Raw genomic sequence first — 23,302 nt, forward strand, 5'->3', positions numbered from 1 at the left:
CCCCGATGTCTATTCATTGTGCAAAACGCTGCAACAGTGGCACGGTCTGGTCATAGCCGAAATTATTCGCCATCGGTGTAATCGGCGCTGCGGCAGCGCGACGCGACACCACCGATGGTGTCGCGACCGCACGCTGCTGCGCCCGTGCCGCCGCGACGATCTTCGCCGCGTCGCCGACGATGTCCTTGCGGATATCCGCCGACAGATGTTGCTGATTCATCAACCTCTGAGCATCCTGTGTACGCCCCGCGGCGATCAGGTAAAGCGCAAGATTGCTGACGATCTTGGGATTGCGCTGATCCAGTTCGGCCGCCTTCATCAACGGCACCCGCGCACCGACGACGTCGCCGCTGCGCAACTTCGCGTATGCGAGATCGGACAGCAGCGACGCATCGGTCGGCGCAAGGTCCGACGCCTGCGCGAGCACCTGCGCCGCACGATCGAAATCGCCTGCCGCGCCCGCGATCAACCCGAGCCCGCGATAGCCTCGCGCGGCAAGCGGCGTTTTCAGCAGTTGCGTATAGACGGCTGCGCTTGCGGCCGGCTGTTCGGTCATCCGCAGTGCATCCGCGCGCAACAGGATCGACTCCGGAATCGCGCCATAGGTCTTGTCGTATGCATCGATATGCGCGAGCGATGCAAAGTAGAGCCCCTGCCCCTGCATCCGCTGGATCAGACCGAGGTACATCCCGGGCGTATCCGGCACGGACTGCTTCTGATCGGCCGCCTGCATCAGCGCCGCACGCTCGGTCTGCGAGCTGACGCCGTACCCGTTTTCCTTGGTTGCGCACGCCCCGAGCAGCAGCACTACTGCCGCAGCCGCACCTATTTGCGATGCCATCCCGCTGATCCGCTTCATCGTCTTTCCTTCCACCGTCAATGGCGCGACGACAGTGCGTGTGTCACCGCCAGCAAACCCGGCCCGGCTGTCACGATCAGCAAGGCGGGCAGCAACGTCAACACCATCACGCCCGTCATCTTCACGGTCAGTCGGCCAATCCGTTCACGCAACATCGCGCGGCGCGTCTCACGCAACCGGTCGCCGAACTGCTTGAGCGGCTCCTGCACCGCACCGCCATGTTTGTCGACCTGCACCATCAATCGCACGATCGCGCGCAGATCCTCGTTGTCGAATCCGCTGGACAGACGCTGCAACGACTGCTCGCGCGTCCGGCCTGCCGCGAACTGACGCTGTGCGATCCCCATTTCCGACGATAGTACCGGCATCATTCCGCGAAAATCGTTCGTCACGACCTGCAGGCTCTGATCGAGCGACAATCCGACGCCTTGCAGCAGACGCAGCATGTCGACGAGCAACGGCAGTTCGTCGATCACGCTTTGACGCCGCGCCGCCGCGCGGCGCTGCACGTATAGCTTCGGCAACATGAAGCCGAGCCCGAAAGCGGCAAACATGCCGACCATCCACATGCTGCCCTTCATATGGCCGCTCGCGAAAATCGCGAACAGCAGCGGCAGCCCGATCCCACACGCGACCCGCGCGCTCAGGAACAGCCCGCGCGTGCGCGTGTCGACGTAACCGCATTGCTCGAGCAGGCGGCGATCCTCTTCCGCGACAGCGTATTTGCCGAGTCCGGTATCGAGCCAGCGCACACCGGCCGCCGACAGACGATCGAGAATACGTTCGACGCGCTGTCCCCGCCGGACGTCAGGCTTGGCTGGCGCCTCGCCGCCGTCCGGCGCGGTCCGCGCTTTCGCTGCTTCGAGCGTGGCCATGCGCCGGTCGAGCGCATCGACAAGCGCGCGCTCGGCGCGCGTCGCGGCACTTGCGCGTAACAATGCGATCACGCCGAACAGCAGCACGCCGAGTGCGCCGCTCGCCAAGGCAATCGCTCCGATCTGAGTCGCTGTCATAGCATCACCTGAGCCGAGCCATTCGATACAGCCAAACACTGCCGGCCAATTGCAACAGGAACGCGAACATCAGGAGCGTCCGCCCGCCCGGGTCGTTCCACATCCCGTGCAGATACTTCGGATTGGTTACGACGATAAAGCTGCCGATCCCGATCGGCAACATCACGAGCACGAACGCCGACAACCGCGTTTCTGCCGACATTGCTGTCAACTCGCGCTCCGCCTGTTCGAGGTCGCGCATGAACACGGCCATGCGCTCGAGCATCACGTCCGCGCGGCCGCCGTACTTGACCGACAGTCGCAACACGGAACCGACGAGTTCGAACTCCTCGGTCCGGTAGATTTTCGCGATGTGCACCATTGCGCGATCGATTTCGACACCGCCTCGCAGCATCCTCGACACGTGGTCGAGACAGCCGCGAAGCGGCTCCTCGGTCGTCAGCAGCGCGGACTGGAATGCCGCCGGCACGCTATTGCCAAGCGTCACAAGACGCACGATGCCGTCGAGGAACGACGGAATCTGCCGGACAATCTTCAGCCTGCGCCGCTGGATTCGCGACGCGAGCCAGACGCCGAAAATCGAGCATCCGCACGCAAGCGCGGCAAAGCACGCGAGCGCGCCACCGCGGTTGCCCGCGAACACCGCGATCGCAACCAGCGCGGCGAGCGCGACAAGCGCTTTGCCGCGCGCATCCTCGATCCCCGCGCGACTCGCCAGGTTCGTCAGATACTCGGATGCGATCGCATATTGATGCTTCCAGAACGTATCGGACAATGCGCTCCGTGCGGTGCCAGGTTGCGGCGGCACTGCACGCGCGGCGCCTGCCGTCGACGACCGCGCCGCCTGTGCGGCAACCCCGGCACGTGCGCCCGGTTCGAGCCGGCTGTCGATAAAGCGCTTCGCGTCGGTCCGTACGCGCAGGTTCTCCGCGTGACGCCACAGCATCACCGCCGCCGCGACGCACAGCATCGCGAAAGCCAGCACCCATGCCATCGCGCTATACATTGAAGCCCCCGCCGCCGCGGCCGAACCCGCCCCCCCCGAAGCCACCGCCAAACCCGCCGCTCGTCAGCGTCTGACGGAAGCGTGCGAGCTTCGGCGAATGCGGATGAATGCCCAGCGTTTCCCAGTTGTCGACTTCCTCGCCCTCCGGCGTCACGCGCGCTTCATAGCGGTAAAGCTCCTGCGTCGCGATGATGTTGTCGGACAATCCGGTCACTTCGGTGATCGACAAGATCCGCCGCCGTCCGTTCGACAGACGCCCGATCTGCACGATGAAGTCGATCGCGTTCGCGATTTGCCGGCGCAGGCTCGATTCGGTGCCCTGGAAGCCAGCAAAGCCGGCAAGCATCTCGAGACGGTACAGACACTCACGCGGCGAGCTCGCATGCACGGTGCCCATCGAGCCGTCGTGACCGGTATTCATCGCCTGCAGCATTTCCAGCACTTCGCCGCCGCGCACTTCGCCGACGATGATCCGGTCAGGGCGCATCCGCAGTGTATTGCGCAACAGGTCGCGAATCGACACGACACCGGTGCCGTCGAACCCGCCCGGACGGCTTTCGAGCCGCACGACGTGCGGGTGGTTCAGCGACAGCTCCGCCGTATCCTCGATCGTCACGACACGCTCGATTTCCGGAATGTGGAATGCGAGCGCGTTGAGCAGCGACGTCTTGCCGGAACTCGTGCCGCCCGACACGAGGATGTTGCAGCGTGCCTCGACCGCTGCCTGGAGCAGCGTGTTGATCTCTTCGTTGAACGTGCCATTGCCGAGCAGATCGGACGGCTTCAGTGGATCCTTGCGGAATTTCCGGATCGATACGACCGGGCCGTCGATCGACAGCGGCTCGATCACGACGTTCACGCGGCCACCGTCGGGCAGTCGTGCGTCGACCATCGGGTTAGACTCGTCGAGACGACGACCGATCGGCGCGAGAATCCGGCGCACGATCCGCAGCAGGTGCGCGTTGTCGGTAAAGCGCACCGGCAGCCTCGCGAGGATCCCGTGACGCGACACGTACACGTCGTTGTAACCGTTGATCAGGATGTCCTCGACGGCCGGGTCCGCGAGCAGGTCCTCGATCGGCCCGAAGCCCGCAAGCTCCTTGGTCAGCGCTTCGGCGATCGCACGCACCTCGTTCTCGTTGAGCGGAATGCGGCGCAGGCGCACGAAGCTGTCGATCTCGAGATCGACGAACTGGTTGATCGCCTGTCGGGACCATCGGCCGAACTCGGCGCCCAGTTCTTCGATGCGCGTCAGCAGATGTTCATGCGCGGCATTCTTGATATCGTGGAATTGCTGCGTCTGAGAGAACGGCGCTGCGCCGTCGGCGAATTGAATGTCGTGTGCCATCACTTACGACCGCTTGGACGAGGGTTGAATGAAGCGCTTCAGCGCAGACAGGCCGGATGCCGGTCGCGTGGCGGTCGATCTGACCGACACGCCCGGCAGCCGCGCGGCAAGCGACTCGAGCGCGCGAACGTACGGGTCGCGCTCCGTCATGTCGACGATGAGCCGGCCCTGGTTTGCCGCATGGCCGATCGCGACGCGTCGCGACGGCAACGTACCCACCAGCGCCAGGCCGAGACGCTCGGCAATCTGCGCAGGTGTCAGGTCGAGTGCGGGATCGTACTGGTTGACGACGAGCCGGACGCGATCGGTGTCGACACCCGCGTCGCGCAGCCCGGTGAGCAGATCGGCTGCGGACACGATCGACGCGACGCCCTGATCGCAGACGAGCCACGCCTCATCGGCCGACGTCGTCATCTGGGCAACGAACTCGCGATTCGAAAAACCACCGAGATCGACGATCTGCTGATCGAAGAAGGCTCGAAACCGGTTCAGCAATCCGGCACACGATGCATACGAGACATCGCGCAGCCCGCCGAGATCGGCAGGAAGCGTCGTCAATGCAACACCGCTCTCATGCCGGGTCAGTGCGGTATTCACGAAGGTTCGGTCGATGCGGCGCAGGTTGTGAACCGCATCGATGAAATGGAATTCGCAGCGGGTATTCAGGAACAGCGCGCCGTCGCCTGCCGGCAGTCCCAGGTCGACGAGCGCAGTCTGGCGACCGGCCGGTGTGCCGCCATTCGACTCGCCGCTCCCCCCCGGACTCACCGCGCGCTTCTGCAGCCATACGGCGAGATTCGCAGCGAGCGTGCTCACACCCATGCCGGCGCGCGCGCCAAGCAATGCGACGACCTTGCCATGGCGGCTCGCCGGCTCGCCGACGTTGGCAAGCAGTCCGCGAGTCGTGCGCAATGCCTCCTCTGGCGGAGCCGACACGTCGATGAAATCGCGCACGCCTGCACGCAATGCAGCCAGCGTGCTCTCCGGCTGTGCGAGCGAGCCTAGCGCAACAATCGGCAGGCCCGGATGCGATGCGCGTACCGCTGCGGCCGCCACGCTCGCCGCTGTGCTGCCACCGGAAAAATCAATGAATACGAGAGCAGGGTTGAGACCCGTAATGCGCTGCGCGAGCACGCCAGGCTCAAGTGACGCAGGCTCGACCGCACCGGCCGATACAAGCGTATCGGCCAACCAGCGGACGTGCGCCTCCTGTTGCGATGCGCAAACGAAATAGTCTGTCACGGCGGGTTCACACAATGATTGGTTTCGCGCGTTCATGTTGAACACCCCCGATTACGCAAGGCGTGGCAATACGTCGCGACTCGCGATGCATCGCACTCATTTCGAAAAACCCGGAGCTGCATCCGGCGATGCTGCTCCGCCCAAATACGATTTCCAGACCGGCCCGTCCCGCTGCTCAGACAGCTCACCAGGCGTCGCGGGCAATACCGCTCCCTTAGCGATCGGTGCGATGAGATGCGGCGTCACGATGAACAGCAATTCCTTGTCGTTCTGCTGATAGTTCAGATTCTTGAAGAACGTACCGATGATCGGCAAATCACCGAGCAGCGGCACCTTGTTGACGTTCGACATGGTCTGGCGATCGATCAGGCCGCCAATCACGAAGCTCTCGCCGTCGCCGAGCTCGACCGTCGTGTCGGCACGACGCGTTGTGATCCCCGGCACCGCAACACCGCTGATCGTCACGCTGTTCACGTAATCGAGTTGGCTCGATTCAGGCGCAACCTTCAACGCGATCCGCTGCGGGCTCAGCACTGTGGGCGTCAGCGACAGTCCGACACCGTACTGCTTCCACTGGATCGCGGTCGAGCCAAGCCCTTGCGGTGACGGTACCGGAATCTCGCCACCGGCGAGGAAGCTCGCGCTCTGGCCGGACAACGCAACGAGCGTCGGCTCCGCAAGCACGCGGGCGAGATTGTTCGCCTCGAGCAGCGACAGGTCGGCGAAGATCCCGCGGCCCGCAGCGTTCACGACCAGGTTGAACGCGGACGAGACAGGCGAGCCGAGCGTCGGAATGTACCCCGCCCCGCCGGGGGACCCACCGTTGTACGATTGCACGCCGCCGGGCGAAAACGATCCGAACGAAAAGCCGTTGCTCTGCTTGAAGAAATTGAACCCGACTTGCTTGAGGACCGAGCGGCTGAATTCAACGACCCGCACGTCGACCTGCACGACGCTCTTGCCCGCGATCGTCGAGCGATCGATCACGGCGCCCTTCCCGCTCATGTTCTTGCCGACTGCGGCCGCGCGCGCATGCGCATCGAGCGACGCCGACGACCCCTGCAGCACGGCAGTGCCACCGTATGCATTCACGCGCGGCGTGGAGCCGTCGAGCACCGCTTGTGCCGCCGCGTCGACAACCTCGACGTTCCAGATCGTCGGTTCGTCGTGACCGCGCTCCCACAGCATCACATTCGTCGCGCCGGGTGCCTTCGCCGTCAGCAGCACGGTACCTGAGCGGCTGCCCTTCATGATCAGTACGTCGGCGATTGTCGGATCGCCAACCGCGACACGCTGCAGCGCACGGCCCGCCGAAAGCTGCCGCTGCGCGCCGACCGCCAGCTCGATCGTGCCGTTCGCGCTCGCAAACGACGCCAAAGTCATGGTGCAGATAGCAATCGCGAATCCAATCAGTGTGTTTTTCATTGTTTGGTAGACCGTCACGCGGCCCTTTACTTGTCGTCGCTGATATCGATGGCCGTCGATGTCGTTCAATAGGCAACCGTTTCCGACCGGCCGCCGCGGATCACTTCGATGCCGCTTCCGCCTCCGCCGCCCCCTCCCGTCCGCACCGCCGGCGGCAGACGCGATGGCAACGGCGGCACGTTCACATTGGCCACCGCGGTTCTCTGTGTGCCGGATAGTTGCTGCAGCGAGACGCCAGCGGCGGCGAGCGCCGACGGCGACAGCTTGTTGTCCGTCCGCACCGCGACCGTTTGTATCGCAAGCTCGTCGTCGCGCGGGTTGCGCAACGCGAACGTCAGGCGCCCACTCGCCTCGCCGAGCGTCAGCGCATCGACTTGCGCGGTCGGCACCGCAAGCACCGCGATGCGGACACCGGACGGTTGACCGTTGTTGCCGTTGGCAGTGTTGCCGCTATCTCGATCCGGTGTCGCGTCTCCGAACGACAACACCCGCACCTTCGACAACAGCAACCGCGCCTGCGTCTGCGAAACTTCGCCGTCAAGCATCGTGCCCCCGCCTTCGCGCTTCAAATTCAGAAATACGTCGACGAAATTTCCGGGCCGCAACCGGTTACCGACCGCATTGGTTTCGTCGACCCGCACTGCGACCGCACGCTCGCCCGGTTGTACGTCCTCGGCAAGCCCCGACACCAGCGCTCCCGCGACAACCGGCGACGAAGCCGGAATATCCGCTGCCGGCACCCGGCCAACGAGCACGGACGGATCGGCAAACGCACCCGTCGGTACCGGTGCCGTCTGCTTGATCTTCAGTGCGTCGGCCGTGATCGGCTGGCCGGCGGGCAACACCCGTGTCGCGATCACGACAGGAAACGGGCTGGCCGCCACGGTTTGCTGAACTGGCGTCGCATTCTGCGTGCTGCGCCCGAGCATCCACGCGTAGATTCCGAGCAATACGGCGATTGCAATCAGCAGTCCCGCGATGATCTTCGTTAAATTGTTGGCCATGTTGTTGTGTGGATGCCGGGATGAAAGTCCGATGGGTTTCTGCGTGATTCGCGCGTCAGCTGGCCCTTCGCGTCACGATACGTACTTCAAAGGATCGACTGCGGAATCTGCACGACCGCCGTACTCGTCAACGGTCGATTCAGTATGCTTCCCAGAAACGGCATGGTCGTTATCCAATCCTTGGGGGTGTAATTCACCGTAACCGACAGGCAGTACAACGACGGCGGAACCGACGTGTCGTAACTGCACGGCGGTGCCACGACTTGCGGCGTACCGACATTCAGCCAGGCCACGACACTCTGCGCAGTCGTTGTGGCGTTCGTTATGCGCGCCGCAAGAGTGGGGGCGTAAACCAACCCGGCCCGTGCGCCTTCGCTGGCGGCAAATGTCAGGCTCTGCTGAATCGTGAAGATCATCCCGAAACTGACGACGCCGTAGAAAATCACGAACAACAACGGGAACACGATCGCAAACTCGACCGCCGTCGCGCCACGCTGCCGACGGCGTCCACGCGGACGCATCTGTCGTTTCATCGCACGCCCCCCCTTGCGACAAGAAAGACAACCCATGCGGCAGCTGGTGCCATGAGACATGCCGCGTAAGGCGTTGCCCGGTATTTGCCAAGCACCATTGCCGGCTGGCCCCGTTGCCACAACGCGCCGATCGACGTGCGCGACAGCAACATCAGGGCCAGAGCATGAATACCGGCGACAAGACTGGCGGCAATCCAGATCCACAGCAGCGCATGTGCGCCGCACCACACGCCGATCGCGGCAAAGATCTTGACGTCCGCCGCGCCCATGACGCGCAGCAAAAAAAGCGGAATAAAGGCGACCAACCCGGCCAGCAGGCCGATCATCGCCTGCGCCGGGAGAATGCCGAATGGACCGGCGTTGAAATACGCTCCGCCCAGGCCAAAGGTCAACCCCGCCAGAACGAGCGAATTCGAAACGCGCCGATAACGGATGTCGCTGGTTGCGACGAACGCAGCCCAGACCAGGAACACCCCGCTGAAAATGAAATGTGCCATCGCACCGCAACCTGCGACAAATGTCGCGGAGGACGGACTGCCAACGGCAATCCGCCCGCCACAACATCAAGACGACGACTCAATGTTTCGAGGTCGTACCAATTAACGCCAGGTGGGTTACTTAAAGATACTGGCAGCCGTACAGTTCGTGCCGCTCGGGGTGGTCAGACATGTCCCGAGGTTCGTGAACATATTGCCAAGATTAGTGCCGATCGTTGAAGCACCAGCCAGGATCGCGACAGCGATAAGACCCGCAATCAGCCCGTACTCGATCGCGGTAACCCCGTTGCTTTCCTTAAGGAAGCGCTTGATGATTGCTTTCATTTTATTCCTCGTGCCTGTATTTACGTTCTTTGGCCTTTTATACGTATACGTCCCCGCATATCTGGCCCTTGCCCCGCGCTGTTCGCCACATCTGCTGTAACGACAACCGGGTGCGCTTTCTTTATAGATTGCCCCGAGGGGCATGGCTCAACATTTGATGCAAGTTAACATTCGCGATAGTGACCCTCCTCGAACGTTGTGTACCGAACCGTACATTTCCTTACATCTGCTCCGGATTCTATCTCCGATCCTATTTAACTTCCAACCTCTTTTAACGGCTTGGATAGAAAAAAATGACCAGGAGCACAACGTATTTGTACGGCGTTTCGGTACGACTTACACATAGGATTTACGATAGGTTAGATGTGCACACCTAATCCACCAGTAAAACAATTGCCTCGTCCACCAAGCCTGCGCGGCCTCCACGTTACGCCGCACGCGTAACGCCAATGTTGTGACGTTACGTTACGAAACGCGCGAAACCGTTCTCATTCGCCTGTCCTTAAACAGATTCAACAATCTTTCAATTTCCATAACCTCCTTTTCCGACAAGGAATTGCCCCGTTTAAAACCTGTTGTCGAACCGTCGAGCATCAAAATGGCACGACAGTTGCAGAGTAGTCCGCGCACCACTCAACACAACGAAGTTCACAACACATTTTTAATGCGAGGACGAAATGGACATTAAGGTTATCCCTCATGGCGTGTTCCGGACGACTCTGATCGCGGCCACCGTTTCAGCCATGCTTTCCCTCTCCGCGTGCGGCGGTTCCGGCTCCATCAGCCAGGGTCTCGGCGGCGGCTCGAGCTCGGGCGGCGGCGATACGATCTCCACCTCCGGCACGAGCGGCACTTCGGGCACGAGCGGTACCTCGGGCACGAGCGGCACCTCGGGCACCAGCGGTACGTCCGGTACGAGCGGTACCTCCGGCACCAGCGGCACCTCGGGCACGAGCGGCACCTCCGGAACCAGCGGTACGTCGGGCACGAGCGGCACCTCGGGGGTGTCGTCGAACGCAGTGGGAACTGTCCTCGCAAGCAGCAGCAACATCATCACGAGCGCCGGTGGGACCGTCTCGGGCCTCGGCTCCGTCATCGCCAACCAGTCGCTGCCAGGTGTCAACCCGGCCACCACGCAAGCCGCGGGCGGCATCGTGCAGAGCGTTGGCGGCGCCGTGACCGCACTCGGCAACGGCCTTGGCAACGGTCTCGGCCAGCTTGGCGCGACGAAGGATCCGCTCGGCACCACGCTCGCCAGCACGGGCGGCGTGGTCAACCAGCTCGGCGGCGCGGTCACGCAGACGGGCAACCTGGTCTCGAGCCTCGGCAGCGGTCCGCTGACGCCGCTCGCACCGGTCACGGGCGCCGTCGGCGGCCTCGTGTCGACGCTCGGCGGCGCCGTATCGAACGGCGGCACCACCCTCACCAACGCACTGTCGACCGGCCCGATCCAGCAAGTCACGCAGACGGTCAGCTCGGCCATCACGCCGATCACGACGATGGTCGGCCAGACGACCCAGACGATCGGCACCGCCACCGGCCTCGGCGCGCCCGTCAACACGCTGCTCGGCACGGTCGGCAACGGCCTGAACCAGGCCGGCGCCCTGCTCGCGTCGGCCGGCGGCAACCCTGTCACGACCGGCCTTGGCAACACGGTCTCGTCGACGGGCAACACCGTGAAGGCCGTCGGCGGCCTGCTCACGGGCGGCAGCGGCGGCGTGACCAACCCGCTCGCCCCGCTCACGGGGCTCCTCACGACGGTCACGGGTACGCTCGGCGGCGCAACGGGTGGCGCCAGCAGCCCGCTCGCCCCGGTTACCGGCCTCGTCTCGACGGTCACGGGTGCACTTGGCGGCGCAGCAGGCGGCGGCAGCGGCCCGCTCGCCCCGGTTACCGGCCTCGTCTCGACGGTCACGGGTGCGCTCGGCGGCGCAGCAGGCGGCGGCAGCGGCCCGCTCGCCCCGGTTACCGGCCTCGTCTCGACGGTCACGGGTGCGCTCGGCGGCGCAGCAGGCGGCACGAGCGGCGGCCCGCTCGCCCCGGTCACCGGCCTTGTCTCCACGGTCACGGGCGCACTCGGCGGCGCAGCAGGCGGCAGCGGCGGCCCGCTCGCCCCGGTCACCGGCCTCGTCTCGACGGTCACGGGCGCACTCGGCGGCGCCACGGGCGGCACGAGCGGTGGCCCGCTCGCCCCGGTCACGGGTCTCCTCGGCGCGGTCACGGGCGCACTCGGCGGCGCGACGGGCGGTGCAGGCGGCAGCAGCCCGCTCGCTCCGGTGACGAACGTCGTGTCCACGGTGACCAGCACGGTCGGCGCACCGGCATTGACCGGCGGTACGGGCGCCGTCACGAACTCGGGTTCGTCGTCGAATCCGCTCGCGCCCGTCACGTCGCTGATCGGCGGCCTGCTCGGCGGCACGCACGGCAAGTAAACCAACATCCATCAATCGACAAGACAGCGAGGAGTCCATCATGTCCCAGCAACGTTCTCTCACGACAGTCGCCCTGCGCCAGTGGCGCGCGCCCCTCACGGCCTTCGCCGCCGCCTGCCTGCTGGCCGCCTGCGGCGGCGGTGGCGTCAGCTCGCCGCCGACCAGCAGCAACGACAATAACAATCCGAGCACGAGCGGTACGCCAGGCACGAGCGGCACCAGCGGTACGTCCACCGGCACCAAGGGCGTGGTCAGCACGGTCGGCCAGACGGCCACCGACCTCGGCAGCACGGTCGGCAACATCAGCGTGCCGGGCCTCGGCGACGGCGTGACGAAGGGTGTCGGCAGCACGCTCTCCAGCACCGGCACGATCGTCGGCGCAGCCGCCGATGCGGTGAGCAACGGGCTGGGACAGATCGGCACGACCAAGGATCCGGTCGGCACGACCGTCGCGGGCCTCGGCAACGTGGTCGGCGCGACGAGCAACACGGTGTCCGGCCTGAGCTCGACGGTCAAGGCGCTCGGCACCGGCCAGCTCGCACCGCTCGCGCCCGTCACGACGCCGGTCGGCACCGTGCTCGACACGGTGGCCAACGGCTTGACGGCTGCCGGCACGACGATCGGCTCGACGCTGTCGTCGGGCGCCGTGCAGCAGGTCACACAACCGCTCAGCTCGGCAATCACGCCGCTCGTGATCACCGCCGGCCAGGTCACGCAACAGGTCGGCACGACGACCGGCCTCGGCCAACCCGTCTCGGGCCTGCTCGGCCAGGTCGGCGGCGCGATCAGCTCGGCCGGCAAGCAGGTGGGCGGCACGTCGAGCCAGCCGCTCGTCGGCGACGTCGGTCAGCTCGTCACGGCGGTCGGCAACACCGTGACCAACGCGGGTGGCCTCGTCAACCCGAACGGCCCGAACGGCGCGGCACCGATCCCCGGCCTGATCACGAGCCTCGTTGGCGGCTCGACGGCGACCGTACAAAACGGCACGTCGTCAGGCTCCGGCTCGACGAATCCGCTCGGCGGCCTGCTGTCGGGTCTCGGCTCGACGCCGCTCGGCTCGCTCACGGGCGCACTCGGCGGCGCGACCGGCGGTTCGGGCAGCAGCCCGCTCGCCCCCGTCACCGGCCTCGTCTCCACCGTCACCGGCGCACTGAGCGGTGCGGCGGGCGGCAGCGGCGGCCCGCTCGCCCCCGTCACGAATCTCGTGTCGACGGTCACGGGCACGCTCGGTGGCGCAACGGGTGGCGCAGGCAGTGCAAACCCTCTCGCGCCTGTCACCGGTTTGCTGAATACTGTCACCGGAGCAGTGGGCGGCGCAGCAGGATCCGGGGGATCGAGCCCGCTCGCACCGGTCACGTCGCTGGTTGGCGGCGTCACGGGTACGGCAACGGCGGGCGGCGGCTCGACGGGGCTGCTGGCACCGGTAACGGGGTTGCTGGGTACGCTGGGTAGCGTTGGCAAGTAAGGAGGACGGTCGCACCTTCGCAGCCGGAGCGGATGGCGCGGCCGTACAAACACAACCGGCATTGCGGCACGCGGCGCGCGGCACCCTGGTGTCGCGCGCCGGCATTACAAAGAAGACGAAGAGCAAGGCCAACGAGGAAGAACAATGAAATCCAGACTCGACAGATGGATGATGCTGCTCGCCATCGCGGCAGCAGGCACGGCACATGCACAAACGCGCGTCGGCGGTAACCCGCTCGACTCCCTGCCCCAGATCAACGCGCCGAAAACCGGCCCGAACGTGACCGTGCAGGTCGCACCGCAAGCGCCGCAATTGCAGGAGTTGCTGTCGCGCCACCTGACGCCGACCACATTTCAGGTCGAAGGCGTGAAGTCCGTTCCGTTCGACGAGATCTCGCGTCGCTTCACCCCGCTCGTCGGCAAGGACATCACGATCGGCGAACTGATCGAAACCGCCAACGGCGTGACGAAGCTGTACCAGGATCGCGGCTTCGCGCTGTCGTTCGCGTTCGTCCCGGCGCAGACGTTCGAGAACGGCGTCGTGCGCATCACGGTTGTCGAAGGCTACGTGTCGGACGTCAAGGTCACCGGCAAGCCCGGTGCGATGGAATCGAAGATTCGTGCAATCGCCGCGCATATCACTGCCGATCGCCCGCTGCGCCGCGCGACGTTCGAACGCTACGTGAACACCTTCGGCCTGTTGCCCGGCCTCACGGTCAAGGCGAACGTACCGCCGCCGCAAACCACCGACGGTGCCACGACGCTCGAACTCGCGGTCGACCGCAAGCCGTTCAACGTCAGCACCGGTATCGACTTCAACCACCCGGGCGTCCAGGGACTCATCACCGCGACCGAAAACGGCCTTACGTCGTTCGGCGAGCAACTGAGCATTTCCGCGCTGGCGCCGCCGGGGCGCGACAAGCAAACTTATTTCGCATTCAGCGGCGCGGTACCCGTGGGCAGCAGCGGCCTGATCACGCGCCTCGACGCGAGTACCTATCGCGGCAAGCCGACTGACAATCCGGGGCTGCCGTCGAGCGTCCAGCGAACCGTAAAGAACGAGAAGCTAGGCCTTTCGGCATCCTATCCAATACTTCTCAACAACCAGCGCAGCCTGCTCGGCACGGTGTCGGGCTATGCAGCGCATAACGACGACAACTATCAGAACAAAATCAACGGCAATACCCTCGACAACAGGTCGCAGGTACGCGTGCTGCAATTGCAGCTCGACTACACGAGCGTACAACCGAAGCAGGTGCGAAAACTGAGCGTCAACGTCGCAAAGGCGTTCGACATCCTCGGCGCATCGAAATCGCAGACCGGCCTGGTTAACGGCTCGACGATCACGTACGCCGACCCGACCTCACTGACCTTCGTCCGTACCGGCGCGACCTTCACGCAAACCAACGAGTGGCCGTTCCGGATCGGCACGTCGGTTTCGCTGACCGGGCAATACAGCCCCGACTCGCTGCCGACGTCCGAGCAGATCTCGTTCGGCTCGACGCGTTACGCGCTCGGCTATCAGCCGGGCGAAGCGTCGGGTGACTCGGGATGGGGGATGTCGCTGGAGGTCAACCGCGGCTTCACGCCGGGCTGGACGTATATGAAATCCATTACGCCGTACATCGCCTATGACATGGCGCGTGTGTACCTGCACGCAGGCACACCGTCGCCGAACCGCATGTCGTCGGTCGGTATCGGCGTACGTTTCACCGACAGCCGCTTCTACAGCCTCGACCTGAACGTCGCGAAGCCGGTGGGTGACGCCCCCGTCGAAAGCGCGTCACGCAGCCCGCGCATCAACGCCGCATTCTCATATCAGCTCAACTGATCGGTCACCCAACAGCCCGCGCCACGCGGGCTGTTTCGATTAGAGTCCCCTCTATCAAACGTGGCACGCGGTTTCACGTATTCTGGCGAAGCTCGCAACATGCCCGCCCCATGCAGACGGTCGTGCGAGCAAATCGAACACGACATGCAAAACAAGGAGGACGACAATGATTCAACTGACCCGCCCGTTTCGTGCCATCGCCGTCGCCGGCGTATTGCTCGCTTGCGCCGCTCCCACGTTCGCACAGGCAGACAGCCCCATCGGCATGTGGCAGACGATCGACGACAACACGCATCAGCCGAAGGCACTCGTGCAGATCGCCGAGGACGGTGACGGTGCGCTGACCGGCAAGGTCGTGAAGGGCCTCGGCGCGAACGATACGCCCGATCGCCGCTGCACCGCCTGCACGGACGAACGCAAGGATCAGCTCATCAAGGGCATGACGATCATCAAGGCCATGAAGAAGGAAGGCGACCACTGGGACGGCGGCAACATTCTCGACCCAGAGAACGGCAAGGTCTACAAGTGCAAGATGACGCTTGAAGACGGCGGCCAGAAACTCGTCGTGCGCGGTTACATCGGCGTGTCGTTGCTCGGTCGTTCGCAGACCTGGGTTCGCCAGCAGTAATGCGGTTCGCGCTTAAATGCGCAGCTCAATGAAAAAATCGGCCTGCGACGAAGTCGTCAGGCCGATTTTGTTTTGGTGCATGCGCGGCGGGAGCTGATGAACATCACGCTGCATGCTTCAGCGCGTCCGACGCATAGCTGCCAGGTGCGCGATACGCGGGCGCCGCATTGCTGCGTGCTTCCGCAGCCTTCGATTGCGTGTGCTTGCGCATCCGCGTGGACAACTCGTTGCACAGATTCACGCCTGCGTCGCCATAGAGTTCACGCATGACACTCATCAACGTGCCCGTCTCGTGCCAGACCTTGAAGCGACGATGGCAAGTTTGGTACGAAGGGTAACGACGCGGCATGGCCGACCACGTTGCGCCGCTGTAGATCACCCAGAGCACGCCGTTCAGGACGGCACGCGTATTGGCCAACGGGCGGCCGCGCAACTCGGTGCGCGGCTGCATTTCGGGCAGAAGCGACGCAACGCAGCGCCACTCTTGATCGGTCAGATCGCGATACGGTGTCATGGATATCTCCAGCCTTAGTAACCATGACACAACGATATCGGCTCACCTCAACAATGAATATAAGACAAATCCGAAATTACCCTGAGATTGCCTTAATTTGACCGGAATTGACGTTTGAATCCCGTCAATTGCCGGAAATCGCACTCAGGTCAGCGACGTATCGACGATGCGGCGCGGCGTTTCGATGTATTCCTTCGACTGCATCTCGACGATTCGCGAGACCGTACGCGCAAACTCGTTGGCCATCGGGCCTTCGATGTACAACTGCTCCGCCGGCACCGCCGCGGACATCAGCAGCTTGACCTTGTGGTCGTACAGCACGTCGATGAGCCACGTGAAGCGCCGTGCCTCGGACGCCATCCGCGGCGACATCTGCGGCACTTCGGACAGCACGATCGCGTGGAAGCGGCTCGCCAGCTCGAGATAGTCGTTCTGCGAGCGGGGGCCACCGCACAGCGTCGCGAAGTCGAACCATACGACGCCGTCCGCCTTGCGCAGCGCCTTCAGTTCGCGCTTCTCGATATGCAGGAGCGGGCTTTCGTCGGGAACGGCAGCGAGCTTCTGGAACGCATGCCGCAATTCGCGATCGGCATCCGCGCCGAGCGGCGTGTGATACATCTTCACCTGCGCTAGCGTGCGCTGGCGATAATCGACGCCCGCGTCGACGTTGAGCACGTCGAGCCTGGACTTGATCAGCGCGATCGCCGGCAGCATGCGGTCGCGATGCAGGCCGTCCGGATACAGGTCGTCGGGATCGTAGTTGGACGTCATCACGAACTGCACGCCGTTGTTGAACAGGCGGTCGAGCAGACGGTACAGGATCATCGCATCGGCAATGTCCGACACGTGGAACTCGTCGAAGCAGATCAACCGGTAGCGCTTCGCGATGCGCCGTGCGAGTTCGTCGAGCGGATCGGCCTGCCCTTTCAGCTCCTCGAGCTCGCGGTGCACTTCGCGCATGAATTCGTGGAAATGCAGGCGCGTCTTGCGCTGCACGGGCACGACCGCGTAGAAGCTGTCCATCAGGAAGCTCTTGCCGCGACCGACGCCGCCCCACATGTAGACGCCGCGCGGGAGGTCGGGATGGTTGATGAGCTTCTTGAATGCGTTCGAGCGGCGCGCCTTGTACTCGACCCACTCGTCGAAACATTGCTGCAGGCGATCGACGGCCGCGCGCTGTGCGGGATCGGACTGATAGCCGCGCGTGGTCAGTTCGCGCGTGTAGTATTCGGTGACGTTCATCGGGCAAACCGGAAAAAACGAAGGCGGGCGGGAATCCCCGCCCGCCTTCGTCATGAGACGGCTGCGCCGGCCGATGGCCGGCCGGCGCTATACCGCGCTCAGCTGTTCAGCGAGCGCTTGTCGACGGCGAGCGCCGCTTCGCGCATCACTTCCGACATCGACGGGTGCGGATGGCAGATGCGGGCGATGTCTTCCGACGCCGCCTTGAATTCCATCGCCACCACGGCCTCCGCGATCAGGTCCGACGCGTTCGCCGCGATCACGTGCACGCCGAGCAGTTCGTCGGTCTTCGCGTCCGCGATCATCTTCACGAAGCCGTCCGGCGCGTTCATGCCGAGCGCGCGGCCGTTGATCGAGAACGGGAACTTGCCCGACTTGATCTCGCGGCCTTCCGCCTTCAGCTGCTGCTCCGTCTTGCCGACCCATGCGATTTCCGGGTACGTGTAGATCACCCACGGAATGCAGTTGTAGTCGATGTGCGGCTTCTGGCCGTCGATCACTTCCGCGACCAGCACGCCTTCGTCTTCCGCCTTGTGCGCGAGCATCGGGCCACGCACCACGTCGCCGATCGCGTACACGTTCGGCACCGCCGTGCGGCAGTGGTCGTCCACGTCGATGAAGCCGCGCTCGTTCGCCTTCAGGCCGATTGCCTCGAGGCCGAGGTTGTCGGTGTTCGGCACGCGGCCGACCGACACGATCAGGCGGTCGGCGTCGAGCGTCTGCGCGTTGCCGTCCTTGTCCGTGTAAGCGATCGACACGCCGTTCGCGGTCGTCTTCACTTCGCCGATCTTCACGCCGAGGTTGATGTCGAGGCCCTGCTTCTTGAACAGCTTGGCCGCTTCCTTCGCGAGCGCTTCGTCAGCTGCGCCGAGGAAGGCCGGCAGCGCTTCGAGCACCGTCACTTCGGCACCGAGGCGGCGCCACACCGAGCCGAGCTCGAGGCCGATCACGCCTGCGCCGATCACGGCGAGCTTCTTCGGCACCGAGTCGAACGTCAGCGCACCTTCGTTGTCCGACACGATCTTGTTGTCGACCGGAATGCCCGGCAGGTGACGCGCCTTCGAGCCCGTCGCGATGATCACGTTCTTTGCGGTGACGACTTCGGTTTCACCTTCGCCGCTCACTTCGATCTGCACGCCGGCGTCGGTCTTGCCGGTGAACTTGCCATGGCCCTTCAGCCAGGTGATCTTGTTCTTCTTGAACAGGAACTCGATCCCGCTCGTCATCTTCTCGACGATCGCGTCCTTGCGGCCGAGCATCTTCGCGACGTCGATCTTCACGCCGTCAACCGTGATGCCGTGGTCGGCCAGGTGGTGCGACGTGTTCTCGAACTCTTCCGACGATGCGAGCAGCGCCTTCGACGGGATGCAGCCGACGTTCAGGCACGTACCGCCGAGCTTCAGCGCGCCGGCCGGGTTCTTCCACTTCTCGATACAGGCAACCGTCTTGCCGAGCTGCGCGGCGCGGATCGCGGCGATGTAGCCGCCGGGGCCGGCGCCGATCACGACGACGTCAAATTCCTTGGACATGACAATCCTTTCTTCTTGTGCAGCCGCACGGGCCGCGCGTGTCGCGCGCCCGTGCGGTGCGGGTCAATGCGGTGAAACTCGGCTTACAGGTCGAGCAGCAGGCGGGCCGGATCTTCCAGCGCATCCTTCATCGCGACGAGCGACAGCACGGCTTCGCGGCCGTCGATGATGCGGTGGTCGTACGACAGCGCGAGGTAGTTGATCGGACGGATCACGATCTGGCCGTTTTCGACGACCGGACGCTCCTTCGTCGCGTGCACGCCGAGGATTGCCGACTGCGGCGGGTTGATGATCGGGGTCGACAGCATCGAGCCGAACACGCCGCCGTTCGAGATCGAGAACGTACCGCCCGTCATTTCCTCGATCGACAGCTTGCCGTCCTTCGCCTTCTGGCCGAACTCGGCGATCTTCTTCTCGATCTCGGCGAGGCTCAGTTGATCCGCGTTGCGCAGGATCGGCACGACGAGGCCGCGCGGCGAGCCGACAGCGATACCGATGTCGAAGTAGCCGTGGTAGACGATGTCATTACCGTCGATCGACGCGTTCACGAGCGGGAACTTCTTCAGCGCGTGGACGGCCGCCTTCACGAAGAACGACATGAAGCCGAGCTTCACGCCATGTTCCTTCTCGAACTTGTCCTTGTACTTGTTGCGCAGCTCCATGACCGGAGCCATGTTCACTTCGTTGAACGTCGTCAAGATCGCGTTGGTCTGCTGAGACTCGAGCAGACGCTCGGCGATACGCGCACGCAGGCGCGACATCGGCACGCGCTGTTCCGGACGGTCGTTCAGCCAGGTCGCGGCCGATGCCGGCACCTTCACTTCCGGCAGCGACGGCTTCGCAGCGGCGGTCTTCGCCGGTGCGGCAGCCGGCGCGGCCTTCGGTGCGCTGCCTGCGGCCAGCGCGTCGCCCTTCGTGACGCGGCCGTCGCGGCCCGAACCTGCGACGTCGCCCGCCGACAGACCCTTCTCGGCCAGCAGCTTCGATGCGGCCGGCGATGCGGTGGTCGACGATGCGGCTGCGGCTGCAGCGACCGGCTGTGCTGCCGGTTCGGCTGCAACAGGCGCTGCTGCCGGCTTGACTTCGGCGGCGCCTGCCGCGGCTTCGGCTGCACCTGCCTTCGCTTCGGTGTCGATCGTTGCGATCAGCTGATCGGCAACAACGGTGTCACCGTCGTTCTGCAGCACTTGCGCGAGCACGCCCGCGGCCGGTGCCGGCACTTCGAGCACGACCTTGTCGGTCTCGAGTTCGATCAGGATTTCGTCTTGAGCAACTGCTTCGCCCGGCTTCTTCTTCCACTGCAGCATGGTGGCTTCCGAAACCGACTCCGAAAGCTGGGGGACTTTGACTTCTACGATAGCCATGTGATTTTCCTGGATGCTTAATCTGGGTAATGACGAGGTTCGTGCGATTCCTTCGGCCGGTGCGGCGCGCAACGCGCCCGGCGGGCCAAAAGAGACGGGAAAGCGCATGGCGCCTTCCCGTTTCGCTTCCGTCGGTTATTTCGCGATCGATGCACTCTTCAGGCGGCCGAAAGCACCTTCGATCAGGGCCTTCTGCTGCTCGTAGTGCTTCGCGTAGTAGCCAACCGCCGGCGAGGCCGAAGCCGGACGGCCGCTGTATGCCAGCTTCTGCCCTTCCTTCATGCCTTCCTTCAGATGGTGCTCGACGTAGAACCAGGGGCCCTGGTTCTGCGGCTCGTCCTGCACCCAGACCACTTCAGTCGCGTTCTCGTACTTCTTCATTTCGGCTTCGAACTGCTTGTGCGCGAACGGATACAGCTGCTCGATACGGATGATCGCGACGTCGTTCGCCTTCGCTTCGCGGCGATGCGCGACGAGGTCGCAATACACGCGGCCCGAGCATGCCAGCACGCGCTTGACCTTCTTCGCGTCGATGCCGCCGTCGGTTTCGCCCAGCACCGGCTGGAACGAACCCTTCGCGAGTTCCGACAGGTCCGACACCGCTTCCTTGTGACGCAGCAGCGACTTCGGCGTCGCGACGATCAGCGGCTTGCGGAACAGGCGGATCATCTGGCGACGCAGCAGGTGGAAAATCTGCGCCGGCGTCGTCGGCTGAACGACCTGCATGTTGTGATCCGCGCACAGTTGCAGGAAACGCTCGATACGCGTCGACGAGTGCTCCGGACCCTGGCCTTCGTAGCCGTGCGGCAGCAGCATCGTCAGACCCGACACGCGGCCCCACTTCACTTCGCCCGACGAGATGAACTGGTCGATCACGACCTGTGCGCCGTTGACGAAGTCGCCGAACTGCGCTTCCCACAGCACGAGCGTGTTCGGCTCGGCGGTCGAGTAACCGTATTCGAAGCCCAGCACCGCTTCTTCCGACAGCACCGAGTCGATCACCGTGAACTTCGCCTGGCCTTCGGCGATGTTCTGCAGCGGCACGTACGTGCCGTCGTTCCAGCGCTCGCGGTTCTGGTCGTGCAGCACCGCGTGACGGTGCGTGAACGTGCCGCGACCCGAGTCCTGGCCGGTCAGGCGCACCGAGTAACCCGATGCGACGAGCGACGCGAACGCGAGGTGTTCGCCCATGCCCCAGTCGAGCGGCTGGTCGCCACGCGCCATGTTGCGACGGTCGTTGATCACGCGCTCGACGAGCGGGTGGACCTTGAAGTTTTCCGGGACCGTCGTGATGCGTTCGCCGAGGCGCTTCAGTTCCGCGAGCGGCACGGCCGTGTCGGCTGCATCCGTCCACTTGCGGTTCAGGAACGGAACCCAGTCGACCGCGTACTTGCTCTTGTAGTTCGACAGGACCGGGTCGACCGTGTGGTGACCGTCGTCCATCGCCTTGCGGTACGCCTTCACGAAGTTGTCGGCGTCTTCCGCGGTGATCACGCCTTGCTGCACGAGCTTCTCGGCGTACAGCGCACGGGTGCCCGGGTGCTGCGCGATCTTCTTGTACATCAGCGGCTGCGTGACCGCCGGCGTGTCCTGCTCGTTGTGGCCCAGCTTGCGGAAGCAGACGATGTCGATCACGACATCCTTGTGGAACTGCATCCGGTAGTCGATCGCGATCTGGATCGCGAGCACGACCGCTTCCGGATCGTCGCCGTTCACGTGCAGCACCGGCGCTTCGATCATCTTGACGACGTCGGTACAGTACAGCGTCGAGCGCGCATCGCGCGGGTCGGACGTCGTGAAGCCGATCTGGTTGTTGATGACGATGTGCAGCGTGCCGTGCGTGCCGTAGCCGCGCGTCTGCGCGAGGTTCAGCGTTTCCATCACGACGCCCTGGCCAGCGAAGGCCGCGTCACCGTGGATCTGCACCGGCAGCACTTGCAGGCCGTCTTCGTCGCCGCGACGGTCCATCCGCGCCTTAGCGGATCCTTCGACCACCGGGTTCACGATTTCGAGGTGCGACGGGTTGAACGCGAGCGACAGGTGGACCGGGCCGCCTTCCGTCGACACGTCCGACGAGAAGCCCTTGTGGTACTTCACGTCACCGGCCGGCAGGTCGTCGACGTGCTTGCCTTCGAATTCGGCGAACAGGTCGGCCGGCATCTTGCCCAGCGTGTTGACCAGCACGTTCAGACGGCCACGGTGGGCCATGCCGATGATGATTTCCTGCACGCCGCGCTTGCCCGCGTGCTGGACGACTTCGTCCATCGCCGCGATGAAGCTTTCGCCGCCTTCGAGCGAGAAGCGCTTCTGGCCGACGTACTTGGTATGCAGGTAACGCTCGAGGCCTTCAGCGGCCGTCAGGCGATTCAGGATGTGCTTCTTCTCGTCTGCCGAGAAGTTCGGCGTCGCGCGGGTCGACTCCAGGCGCTCCTGCCACCAGCGCTTCTGTTCCGGGTCGCTGATGTACATGTACTCGGCGCCGATCGTGCCGCAGTACGTGTCGCGCAGACCCTTGACGATGTCACGCAGCGAAGCCTGGTCGAAACCGAAGTACAGGTTGCTTGCGCTGTACGTCTGGTCGAGGTCGCCTTCGGAGAAATCGTAGAACGCGGGTTCGAGCTCGGGAATGGCGGGACGTTCGCGACGCTTCAGGGGATCCAGATTGGCCCATTGCGAGCCAAGGAAGCGATACGCGCTGATGAGGGACTGGACGTGCACCTGCTTGCGTGCCGCAGCCAGGTTGGTCGTGCTTTCGCGCGGGATGAAGGCATTGGCCTTCGCGCGCTCGGCGAACGATTCGACGATCGGAAAATGGGCGACGTCATTGGCATTCGAACCGTCCGTTGCAGGCACATTCTGCAGCGCGTCGAAATACTCTCGCCAGTTCTCCGGCACCGATGCCGGATTGTTGAGGTATGCATCGTACAGTTCTTCAACGTACGAAGCATTGCCGCCGAACAGATAGGAGTTCAGCTGAAACTGCTTCATTACATCTGACATTTTACGCTCACCTTTCTTCGAGCTTCTCGAGAAATAGCGGGTTACTC

General features: G+C 64.1%; 19 protein-coding genes. 4 read left to right on the plus strand and 15 right to left on the minus strand.

Annotated features, from left to right (window positions below; translation table 11 throughout):
- Positions 1-13: 13 nt before the first annotated feature.
- The 10 genes from QZM35_RS37540 to QZM35_RS37585 all read right to left on the minus strand — a co-directional run bounded on the left by QZM35_RS37540 (position 14) and on the right by QZM35_RS37585 (position 9,251).
- Positions 14-859, minus strand: a complete 846-nt coding sequence (locus tag QZM35_RS37540) for a tetratricopeptide repeat protein (RefSeq protein WP_174974647.1) — start codon at positions 857-859, stop codon at positions 14-16.
- Positions 860-876: 17 nt separating this feature from the next.
- Entirely contained in the window at positions 877-1,872 is a 996-nt protein-coding gene (locus QZM35_RS37545) for a type II secretion system F family protein (protein WP_089425232.1), read from the minus strand.
- 4 nt (positions 1,873-1,876) lie between these two features.
- A complete protein-coding gene (locus QZM35_RS37550; protein ID WP_089425231.1) occupies positions 1,877-2,878 on the minus strand; it encodes a type II secretion system F family protein in 1,002 nt (333 codons plus the stop codon).
- On the minus strand, positions 2,871-4,226 hold the full coding sequence (locus QZM35_RS37555; protein ID WP_089425230.1) for a CpaF family protein: 1,356 nt from the start codon (positions 4,224-4,226) through the stop codon (positions 2,871-2,873). The genes QZM35_RS37550 and QZM35_RS37555 overlap by 8 nt, the downstream gene beginning before the upstream one ends.
- Before the next feature lie 3 nt (positions 4,227-4,229).
- Entirely contained in the window at positions 4,230-5,504 is a 1,275-nt protein-coding gene (locus QZM35_RS37560) for a fimbrial protein (protein WP_089425900.1), read from the minus strand.
- 60 nt (positions 5,505-5,564) lie between these two features.
- Positions 5,565-6,893: a type II and III secretion system protein family protein gene (locus QZM35_RS37565; protein ID WP_301777771.1), complete on the minus strand. Its 1,329-nt coding sequence runs from the start codon at positions 6,891-6,893 to the stop codon at positions 5,565-5,567.
- Positions 6,894-6,958: 65 nt separating this feature from the next.
- Positions 6,959-7,897: a Flp pilus assembly protein CpaB gene (gene cpaB / locus QZM35_RS37570; protein ID WP_089425229.1), complete on the minus strand. Its 939-nt coding sequence runs from the start codon at positions 7,895-7,897 to the stop codon at positions 6,959-6,961.
- An 86-nt stretch (positions 7,898-7,983) separates the two neighbouring features.
- Complete coding sequence (locus QZM35_RS37575) at positions 7,984-8,430, minus strand: TadE/TadG family type IV pilus assembly protein (RefSeq protein ID WP_089425228.1); 447 nt, start codon at positions 8,428-8,430, stop codon at positions 7,984-7,986.
- Positions 8,427-8,927, minus strand: a complete 501-nt coding sequence (locus tag QZM35_RS37580) for a prepilin peptidase (RefSeq protein ID WP_089425227.1) — start codon at positions 8,925-8,927, stop codon at positions 8,427-8,429. Before QZM35_RS37580 ends, QZM35_RS37575 begins: the two co-directional genes overlap by 4 nt.
- 117 nt (positions 8,928-9,044) lie before the next feature.
- Complete coding sequence (locus QZM35_RS37585; RefSeq protein WP_089425226.1) at positions 9,045-9,251, minus strand: Flp family type IVb pilin; 207 nt, start codon at positions 9,249-9,251, stop codon at positions 9,045-9,047.
- A 677-nt stretch (positions 9,252-9,928) separates the two neighbouring features.
- Between QZM35_RS37585 and QZM35_RS37590 the strand changes: the two genes are divergently transcribed.
- The 4 genes from QZM35_RS37590 to QZM35_RS37605 all read left to right on the plus strand — a co-directional run bounded on the left by QZM35_RS37590 (position 9,929) and on the right by QZM35_RS37605 (position 15,606).
- A complete protein-coding gene (locus QZM35_RS37590; RefSeq protein WP_089425224.1) occupies positions 9,929-11,683 on the plus strand; it encodes a collagen-like triple helix repeat-containing protein in 1,755 nt (584 codons plus the stop codon).
- A gap of 40 nt (positions 11,684-11,723) precedes the next feature.
- Positions 11,724-13,148, plus strand: coding sequence for a collagen-like triple helix repeat-containing protein (locus QZM35_RS37595; RefSeq protein WP_089425223.1), 1,425 nt, complete (start codon positions 11,724-11,726; stop codon positions 13,146-13,148).
- Between the two features lie 144 nt (positions 13,149-13,292).
- Complete coding sequence (locus QZM35_RS37600) at positions 13,293-14,978, plus strand: ShlB/FhaC/HecB family hemolysin secretion/activation protein (protein WP_089425222.1); 1,686 nt, start codon at positions 13,293-13,295, stop codon at positions 14,976-14,978.
- 166 nt (positions 14,979-15,144) lie between these two features.
- Complete coding sequence (locus QZM35_RS37605; protein ID WP_046545504.1) at positions 15,145-15,606, plus strand: DUF2147 domain-containing protein; 462 nt, start codon at positions 15,145-15,147, stop codon at positions 15,604-15,606.
- 103 nt (positions 15,607-15,709) lie between these two features.
- Here the strand turns inward: QZM35_RS37605 and QZM35_RS37610 are convergent, their stop codons facing one another.
- The 5 genes from QZM35_RS37610 to QZM35_RS37630 all read right to left on the minus strand — a co-directional run bounded on the left by QZM35_RS37610 (position 15,710) and on the right by QZM35_RS37630 (position 23,255).
- Positions 15,710-16,150 carry a transposase gene (locus QZM35_RS37610; protein ID WP_143329825.1) on the minus strand — a complete coding sequence of 147 codons (441 nt, stop codon included), beginning with the start codon at positions 16,148-16,150 and terminating at the stop codon, positions 15,710-15,712.
- A gap of 114 nt (positions 16,151-16,264) precedes the next feature.
- Positions 16,265-17,362, minus strand: coding sequence for a cell division protein ZapE (gene zapE, locus QZM35_RS37615; RefSeq protein ID WP_089425220.1), 1,098 nt, complete (start codon positions 17,360-17,362; stop codon positions 16,265-16,267).
- A gap of 98 nt (positions 17,363-17,460) precedes the next feature.
- Positions 17,461-18,891: a dihydrolipoyl dehydrogenase gene (gene lpdA / locus QZM35_RS37620; protein ID WP_089425219.1), complete on the minus strand. Its 1,431-nt coding sequence runs from the start codon at positions 18,889-18,891 to the stop codon at positions 17,461-17,463.
- Positions 18,892-18,974: 83 nt separating this feature from the next.
- Positions 18,975-20,255: a 2-oxoglutarate dehydrogenase complex dihydrolipoyllysine-residue succinyltransferase gene (gene odhB, locus QZM35_RS37625; protein WP_089425218.1), complete on the minus strand. Its 1,281-nt coding sequence runs from the start codon at positions 20,253-20,255 to the stop codon at positions 18,975-18,977.
- 135 nt (positions 20,256-20,390) lie between these two features.
- On the minus strand, positions 20,391-23,255 hold the full coding sequence (locus tag QZM35_RS37630) for a 2-oxoglutarate dehydrogenase E1 component (protein WP_301777770.1): 2,865 nt from the start codon (positions 23,253-23,255) through the stop codon (positions 20,391-20,393).
- Positions 23,256-23,302: the final 47 nt, after the last annotated feature.

Source organism: Burkholderia sp. AU45274, from assembly GCF_030482505.1.
GTDB lineage: Bacteria > Pseudomonadota > Gammaproteobacteria > Burkholderiales > Burkholderiaceae > Burkholderia.

Coding starts and splice junctions, on each gene's coding strand:
- QZM35_RS37540 (WP_174974647.1), bottom strand. CDS start 859: ATGAAGCGGATCAGCGGGATGGCATCGCAAATAGGTGCGGCTGCGGCA.
- QZM35_RS37545 (WP_089425232.1), bottom strand. CDS start 1,872: ATGACAGCGACTCAGATCGGAGCGATTGCCTTGGCGAGCGGCGCACTC.
- QZM35_RS37550 (WP_089425231.1), bottom strand. CDS start 2,878: ATGTATAGCGCGATGGCATGGGTGCTGGCTTTCGCGATGCTGTGCGTC.
- QZM35_RS37555 (WP_089425230.1), bottom strand. CDS start 4,226: ATGGCACACGACATTCAATTCGCCGACGGCGCAGCGCCGTTCTCTCAG.
- QZM35_RS37560 (WP_089425900.1), bottom strand. CDS start 5,504: ATGAACGCGCGAAACCAATCATTGTGTGAACCCGCCGTGACAGACTAT.
- QZM35_RS37565 (WP_301777771.1), bottom strand. CDS start 6,893: ATGAAAAACACACTGATTGGATTCGCGATTGCTATCTGCACCATGACT.
- cpaB (WP_089425229.1), bottom strand. CDS start 7,897: ATGGCCAACAATTTAACGAAGATCATCGCGGGACTGCTGATTGCAATC.
- QZM35_RS37575 (WP_089425228.1), bottom strand. CDS start 8,430: ATGAAACGACAGATGCGTCCGCGTGGACGCCGTCGGCAGCGTGGCGCG.
- QZM35_RS37580 (WP_089425227.1), bottom strand. CDS start 8,927: ATGGCACATTTCATTTTCAGCGGGGTGTTCCTGGTCTGGGCTGCGTTC.
- QZM35_RS37585 (WP_089425226.1), bottom strand. CDS start 9,251: ATGAAAGCAATCATCAAGCGCTTCCTTAAGGAAAGCAACGGGGTTACC.
- QZM35_RS37590 (WP_089425224.1), top strand. CDS start 9,929: ATGGACATTAAGGTTATCCCTCATGGCGTGTTCCGGACGACTCTGATC.
- QZM35_RS37595 (WP_089425223.1), top strand. CDS start 11,724: ATGTCCCAGCAACGTTCTCTCACGACAGTCGCCCTGCGCCAGTGGCGC.
- QZM35_RS37600 (WP_089425222.1), top strand. CDS start 13,293: ATGAAATCCAGACTCGACAGATGGATGATGCTGCTCGCCATCGCGGCA.
- QZM35_RS37605 (WP_046545504.1), top strand. CDS start 15,145: ATGATTCAACTGACCCGCCCGTTTCGTGCCATCGCCGTCGCCGGCGTA.
- zapE (WP_089425220.1), bottom strand. CDS start 17,362: ATGAACGTCACCGAATACTACACGCGCGAACTGACCACGCGCGGCTAT.
- lpdA (WP_089425219.1), bottom strand. CDS start 18,891: ATGTCCAAGGAATTTGACGTCGTCGTGATCGGCGCCGGCCCCGGCGGC.
- odhB (WP_089425218.1), bottom strand. CDS start 20,255: ATGGCTATCGTAGAAGTCAAAGTCCCCCAGCTTTCGGAGTCGGTTTCG.
- QZM35_RS37630 (WP_301777770.1), bottom strand. CDS start 23,255: ATGTCAGATGTAATGAAGCAGTTTCAGCTGAACTCCTATCTGTTCGGC.